Genomic DNA, 6,390 nt, shown 5'->3' with positions numbered 1-6,390 from the left:
GTCAGCCTTGAGCGCCGGGTAGTCGAGCTTGTTGAACGCGTCGGCATAATCGAAGTTGTCGCCCATCGGATCGGGCGAGGCGCCGCCCTGGTGCAGGATTTCGAGCGGTAGCGAGTCCGGCCACCAGTCGCGATTGGTCCGCCCCAGCAACGAGCGACCCGCGGCCGACCCCTTCATCGGGCATCCCATTTCTCCGGTTTTCGCGTCCATGACCGTCACTCTCCTCGCTGCGGTTTGGATTTACGCTTAGGCCTCCTCACAAAACGAAAGAAACGATTAAACTTGGTCAGTATGACGCGCAAAATCGATTAGGCGACGGCCATCAGTCCATGTGGCGCATGCCGATCCTGAGATAATCATACCCCGTGACCAGCGTCAGCGCGCCAGCCGCCCACAGGCTGGCGAGTCCGACCTGATGAACCCAGTCGTACGCTGGAAAGGCGCCGCCCGAGATCAGCGCCCCTAATGACACAAGCTGAAAGGTCGTCTTCCACTTAGCGAGGCTGCTGACCGGCATCGAAACATTCAACGGCGCCAGAAACTCGCGCAGGCCCGAAACGATGATTTCGCGCAGCAGGATGACCAGCGCGGGGATGATGTGCAGGCCGTGGATCACCGGCTCGCCCGACATCTTGCGGCTGGAGATCAGCATGACGATGACTGCCGCGACCATGATCTTGTCGGCGATCGGATCGAGGTACTGGCCAAGCCGCGAAATCCGCCCCTGCGCGCGGGCCAGATAGCCGTCGAAATAATCGGTGATGCCGACGATGCAGTAAAGCACGAAGGTCACCGCATAGTCGATCGGCGTCGGTCGCCACAACAGGAACACCAGGATCGGCACCGCCAGGATGCGGGACAGGGTCAGCAGGTTGGGCAACGTCAGCATGGGACGGGCAGCGTTATAGCGTTTGGCCGCCGCCGCAAAGCTGGCTATGCGGGTCGGCGACCAACCGGAGGCGCCGTTTCGGCCTTGATGCAGAATGTCGCCCACCTGCTCCGCTCGCGCCGGTTCCTGCCGCTGTTCGCGACCCAGGCGCTCGGCGCGTTCAACGACAGTCTGTTCAAGCAAGCGGTCGTGCTATTCGTCACCTACCAGCTATTCTCCAATGCCGCACGCGAGGCGCAGTTCAGCGCCATCGCCCAAGGCCTGTTCATCCTCCCCTTTTTCCTGTTGAGCGCCGCCGCCGGCCAACTCGCCGACATTCGCGACAAGGCCCGGCTGATCAGGCTGGTCAAGCTGGCCGAGATCGGCATCATGCTGATCGGCGGTGCCGGGCTTTATTTCGCCAATATCCCGCTGATGCTCGCCGCGGTGTTCGCAATGGGGGTCCATTCGACTTTCTTCGGGCCGATCAAATATGCCATACTGCCGCAACATTTGCACCGCGACGAGGTGCTCGGCGGCACCGGGCTAGTCGAGGCGGGAACTTATCTCTCGATCCTCGGCGGGACGATTCTCGCCGGCGCGCTGGCGAGCCAGCCGCAGGTCGCTGCCGCAGCGACGGTGCTGATCGCCGTCGCCGGACTGCTGACCGGCCGCAAGGTACCGCCCGCCCCGCCCAGCGCCGATTGCCCGCCACCCGACTGGCATGTGCTGCGCGCCTCGGTTCGGCTGGTCAGCGCGACGATGCACATCCCAAGATTGTTTCTCGCGATCTGCTCGATCAGCTTTTTTTGGACAATCGGTGCGGTATTGATCATCATTTTTCCTCCGCTGGTGAAGAATGTGCTCGGCGCCGACGAGCAGGTCGCCAGCCTGTTCATCGGCATCTTCTCGATCGGCATCGCGATCGGTTCGGTCCTTATAAACCGGCTGCTCAAGAGCGAAGTTTCGGCCCGCTTCGCTCCGGTGTCGGTGTTGGCCATGGGCGCGTTCGTCGTCTTGCTCCGGTTTGTCGCCAGCAGTTGGGGCCTGCACAGCGGCGGCGAACTGACGACGCTCGCTACTTTCCTGCCGCACCCCGGTGCCGCGGCGATGGTCGCCGCCCTGCTCGGCGTCGCGATCTGCGGCGGCATGTTCGTCGTCCCCCTCTATGCATTCCTCACCACCACCGTCCCCAATTCGGAAACCGCCCGAACGGTCGCCGCCAATAACATCGTCAATTCGGGCGCGATGGTGATCGGCTCGCTCATCGCCTTCGCCCTGTCGAGCTTTGGCGTCAGCCCGGTCGGACAGCTTTGGCTGGTGGCGGCGATGTGCCTGGTCAGCGCCTGGCTTGGCTGGAAGCTTCACCTCGCCTGCGACTGAGCAACACCGCGCGGGATATTCATGCTCCCCGACCGCCGCGGGCAGGTCAGGCCAGGTAGACGCCCATGAACAGGAAGCCGCCGACGAAGGTTAGCGCGAACAGCTTGACGTCGTCGGAAAGGGTCCTGTCCGGGGCAGCCGCCACCGCCATCGTGTAGCGGCGGCCCCGGCCGAAGCGGCTCGCGGATATGGCTGCGGTCGGGCGGCGAACACTCTGCATCGGAAAACTCTTAACGACTTTTTTACCATATGATCAACGCCTGCTATGCGCGCGCCGATCCGACCGTCCCGGCTCGGGACAGGGTATGGAATTCGAGGATGCAGAATGTCAGGCGGTGCGGGCGATGGCGCTGGAAGCGGGCACTGCGTGGCGCGCGCGCACCATCGCCGCCGCCTGGTCTCCGCTCATTGGCTTGCCGAAGTACCAACCCTGGCCGACAGCGCAACCGAAGCCGGCGACGGCAGCATGGGTGTCGGCATTTTCGATGCCCTCTACCGTGACCGGTACGCCAAGCGCTTCGGCGAGGGTGGTCACCGCGCGGACGATCGCCGCGCTCTCTCTGTCTTCCTCGATCCGCGTAACGAAGCTGCGGTCGATCTTGATCACGTCGAACGGTAGCGAGCGAAGGTGGGCAAGCGAGGAAAAGCCGGTGCCGAAATCGTCGAGCGCTAGCCTGACTCCCTGATTCTTGAGACTGGTCACGATCGAGCGGGCCAGGTCGAGGTCGGCGAACAGCGAACTTTCGGTAATCTCGACAATCAGCCGATCGGCCGGGAAGCGGGCTTCGGTCAGCAGGCGCACGATGCGCTGCGCAAGCCAGCTGTCGCCGAGCTGCACCGGCGAGATATTGACCGACAACTTGATCGCCGGATCCCAGTCCGCGGCCTGGATCATCGCCGCCAGCATGACTTGCTCAGACAGTCGGCCAACCAAGCCATGCTCTTCGGCGATCGGAATGAAATTGTCGGGTATAACGATCCCGCTTAGCGGATGATCCCAGCGCGCGAGCACCTCGAACCCGACCAGGTCGCCGGTTAGCAAGTCCACTTGGGGTTCGAAATAGGGCAGGAACTGGCCGTGCTCAAGGCCGTAGCGGATCCCCTGTTCTATCTCGCCATGCGCAATCAGAGCGCGCTCCATCCCCTGGTCGAACCACACCGGCCGCGCCGAACGGATCGATTTGGCGTGATCGAGCGCAATGTCGGCGCGCCTCAAAAAATCGGGAATCTGTCCTTCGGACGGATCGGACGCGGCGATGCCGATAAATGCGCCGATCTGGATCAGCCGTTCGTCGGCCTCCATCGGCCGAGTCACGGCGCACAGCATCCGCTCGGCTTGTAACTCGGCTTCGGCAAAACCGCTCTCGTGCGCCGCCAAAGCCACCGCGAACTCGTCGCCCGAGAGGCGCGCCACAAGCTGGTCGCGGCCAGCCGCTTGTTCGAGCGATTTAGCGATCATTCGCAAAATCTTGTCGCCAACGTCATAACCGTGACGGTCGTTGATCGCCTTGAATCGATTGAGCTGAAGCGAAAAGATCAGGAGCGACTGACCATCATCGGCGGCTTTGCGGCGCAGTGCCTCGCCCTTGTCGGCGAAGCCCTTGCGATTGAGCAGGCCGGTCATTCCGTCGGTCGAGGCGATCAAGGCCGCCCGCGCCTCGCTATCACGGCGTAGTTCCGCCTCGTGTTGAAGGTCGACGTAGCGGCGCCAGCCGAACAGGATCAGCGCGACGTTGAGGGTCAAGGCAGTGGCCGCGATTTTGAGGCTCGGCCCCAAACGTGCGTCGGTGATGCTCAGGCGATGGAAAAAGGCGCTACCGTTCCAGATCAGCATTCCGACCGCCGCGATCAAAATGGCAAGAACCAGCATGTCCCGCCGGGCATTGGCGAGCGAAAATTCTCGGTCCCGCATCGCGGATGGTCGAAACCCTTTACGCACAATCGACCGATTACGGGCGATTGCTTAACATTTTACAGCATTTCGGACCTTTAATCCGGTGGTGCGGACGGCGGGACTTGAACCCGCACTCCCGTTTCGGGGAAACCGATTTTAAGTCGGGTGCGTCTACCATTCCGCCACGTCCGCGTTTCTTGTCACGAGGACGGCACCGGCCCGCGCCCCCACCCGGCCTCCCACAGCGTAAACTGGATTGGGAGGCCGGGTGGGGGGCGTGGGCTGGTGCCGGTCTACCCTACTCCGCCGTCACTTCGCCAAGGTTGAGCCGCTCGCGCATTTCCTTGCCCGGCTTGAAATAGGGCACGCGCTTGGCATCGACATCCACCGCTTCGCCAGTGCGCGGGTTGCGCCCGATGCGGGCATCGCGCTGGCGCGACGAAAAAGCGCCGAAGCCGCGCAGTTCGACGCGGCCGCCTTTCGCCAATTGGTCGGTGATCGAATCGAAGATTGCGCTAACCACATTCTCGACTTCGCGCTGGGTGAGGTCGGGAAAATCGCTGCACAACTTCTGCACCAGCTCGGAACGGATCATGGTCTTCCCCGCGTTAAATCGTCGCGCGCCCCCGGCGCTTGGCATGTGCCTATCAGCCTGTCCGCCAAAGGAAAAGGGCGCAGATGCTGTAGTAGTGGCGATTTTTTCAGCGGCCTATGCGGCATTGCCCATTTCGGAATCGCGCTGGGGCAGAACCCGCGCCTGCCCCCCGCCGACCAAGATCGTCCGGCTAGCCGCGGCGACCGCACCTGGCCGATGGGCGCTGATGATCCGCGTAATCGGCAGCCGACCGATCGCCCCCATCACTAACCGTTCGGACTCCGGATCGAGATGGGCGGTTCCCTCGTCAATGAATAGCACCGACGGATCAGAGTAAAGCGCGCGGGCGAGAAGGACACGCTGCTTTTGTCCGCCCGACAGCGCCGAGCCCATGTCGCCGACCAATGTTTCGTAGCGCATCGGCATCGCCTCGATATCGTCATGGATCACGGCCATCCGGGCGACCTCGACCACGCGCCCCATGTCGATTTCCGGATCGAAGAAGGCGATGTTCTCGGCCAAGCTGCCGGCATAGAGCATATCGTCCTGCGCAACCGATCCGATCCGGGTCCGCCAATGCCCCAGCATCGCCGGGCCCAGCGGCTTGCCGTCAATCAACACCTGGCCGTAGCTGGGCGGCACCAGCCCCATCATCATCTTGAGCAATGTGGTCTTGCCGCCACCCGACGGGCCGACCAGCGTCACCATCTCGCCGGCCTCGACGCTGAGGTTTACGCCGCGCAGCACTTCCGGCTCGCCCACGCCATAGCGAAAACAGATGTTGCGCAACTCGATCGCTCCGTGGATCGTCCCGATCGCGGACGGGACCGTCTCGGCCGGAAGCTCGGGCGGGGACAGCGCGATGTCGGCGATGCGACCCAAGTGGACGTCGAGCAATTTGTAGCGGATCGAAAAATCCACCAGCCGGGTCGAGGCGTCGAGGAATTGCTGCTTATAGGCCTGAAAGGCGAAGATCATGCCGACCGTGAAGGCGCCCTCCATCGCCATCGATATGGCGAGATAGACGAACAGCACCCGCTCGGCGGCGATGACGAACTGCCCCATCGCATCGAACCCACTGGTCAGCCGGCCCAGCCGGATGTTGGCGTTGACGGCGTCGGCCTTGAGTTGTTGCCACTGGCGCTGACGATTGCCTTCCTGACCGAACGCCTTGATCGCGGCGATCCCGCGCACCGATTCGATGAAGCTGCTGCTCTCGCGCGCGGCGGCGGTGATCACGTCGATGTTCTGCAACCGGATGGCGTGAAACGACCCGAACTTGAGCGCCGCGAATAACAGCCATGCGATCAGCGCAATCCCCGCCAGCTTTGGCGAATAGAGGTACATCAGACCCAGTGTCAGCAGCGCCATCGTTCCGTCGATCAGCGCCGCGATCAGCCCCTGGGCGAGCAGGTCCGAAATCGGCTGGGTCGATCCGAAGCGCGAGATGATATCGCCGACATGGCGCTTTTCGAACCACGGCAGCGGCAGGCGCATCAGGTGCCGGTAGAGGTTGACCACCACCTGATAGGCGAGCGAATTGCCGAGGCTGACGAGGATTAGCGAGCGAAGCCAGCCCGTCATCAGGTTGATCAGCGCGAGACCCCCGAACCCCAACGCCAGCATCATGAGCAGGTCGGTGTCGAACGC

The 6,390-nt window shown here is 62.9% G+C and carries 7 protein-coding genes and 1 tRNA gene; 1 reads left to right on the top strand and 7 read right to left on the bottom strand.

Annotation, left to right across the window (positions count from 1 at the left end):
* Positions 1 to 210: hypothetical protein (locus tag H0W65_RS11945; RefSeq protein WP_294007861.1), on the bottom strand; the 210-nt coding region annotated here is incomplete at its 3' end.
* Positions 211 to 322: 112 nt separating this feature from the next.
* Positions 323 to 889 (bottom strand): CDP-diacylglycerol--glycerol-3-phosphate 3-phosphatidyltransferase, encoded by a 567-nt coding sequence (gene pgsA, locus H0W65_RS11940; RefSeq protein ID WP_294007859.1) that lies wholly within the window; start codon positions 887 to 889, stop codon positions 323 to 325.
* A gap of 87 nt (positions 890 to 976) precedes the next feature.
* Here pgsA and H0W65_RS11935 point away from each other — a divergent pair, with 87 nt between their 5' ends.
* Positions 977 to 2,251 (top strand): MFS transporter, encoded by a 1,275-nt coding sequence (locus H0W65_RS11935; protein ID WP_294007857.1) that lies wholly within the window; start codon positions 977 to 979, stop codon positions 2,249 to 2,251.
* Positions 2,252 to 2,297: 46 nt separating this feature from the next.
* On the opposite strand, the gene H0W65_RS11930 is transcribed toward H0W65_RS11935, so the two are convergent.
* The 5 genes from H0W65_RS11930 to H0W65_RS11910 all read right to left on the bottom strand — a co-directional run.
* The gene (locus H0W65_RS11930) at positions 2,298 to 2,471 is read right to left on the bottom strand and encodes a hypothetical protein (RefSeq protein ID WP_294007855.1); all 174 of its coding nucleotides are present in this window, start codon (positions 2,469 to 2,471) and stop codon (positions 2,298 to 2,300) included.
* Between the two features lie 108 nt (positions 2,472 to 2,579).
* On the bottom strand, positions 2,580 to 4,163 hold the full coding sequence (locus tag H0W65_RS11925) for a bifunctional diguanylate cyclase/phosphodiesterase (protein ID WP_294007853.1): 1,584 nt from the start codon (positions 4,161 to 4,163) through the stop codon (positions 2,580 to 2,582).
* 86 nt (positions 4,164 to 4,249) lie between these two features.
* Positions 4,250 to 4,337, bottom strand: a tRNA-Leu gene (locus H0W65_RS11920).
* 106 nt (positions 4,338 to 4,443) lie between these two features.
* Positions 4,444 to 4,740, bottom strand: coding sequence for an integration host factor subunit beta (locus H0W65_RS11915; RefSeq protein ID WP_294007851.1), 297 nt, complete (start codon positions 4,738 to 4,740; stop codon positions 4,444 to 4,446).
* Between the two features lie 114 nt (positions 4,741 to 4,854).
* On the bottom strand, positions 4,855 to 6,390 hold a 1,536-nt coding region (locus tag H0W65_RS11910), incomplete at its 5' end, for a peptidase domain-containing ABC transporter (RefSeq protein ID WP_294007849.1).

Source organism: Sphingomonas sp., assembly GCF_013816785.1.
GTDB lineage: Bacteria > Pseudomonadota > Alphaproteobacteria > Sphingomonadales > Sphingomonadaceae > Sphingomicrobium.
Note: the sequence above shows the minus strand (reverse complement) of the source record. Positions and strands in the feature narration are given on the sequence as shown.

Coding starts and splice junctions, on each gene's coding strand:
- pgsA (WP_294007859.1), bottom strand. CDS start 889: ATGCTGACGTTGCCCAACCTGCTGACCCTGTCCCGCATCCTGGCGGTG.
- H0W65_RS11935 (WP_294007857.1), top strand. CDS start 977: ATGCAGAATGTCGCCCACCTGCTCCGCTCGCGCCGGTTCCTGCCGCTG.
- H0W65_RS11930 (WP_294007855.1), bottom strand. CDS start 2,471: ATGCAGAGTGTTCGCCGCCCGACCGCAGCCATATCCGCGAGCCGCTTC.
- H0W65_RS11925 (WP_294007853.1), bottom strand. CDS start 4,163: ATGCGGGACCGAGAATTTTCGCTCGCCAATGCCCGGCGGGACATGCTG.
- H0W65_RS11915 (WP_294007851.1), bottom strand. CDS start 4,740: ATGATCCGTTCCGAGCTGGTGCAGAAGTTGTGCAGCGATTTTCCCGAC.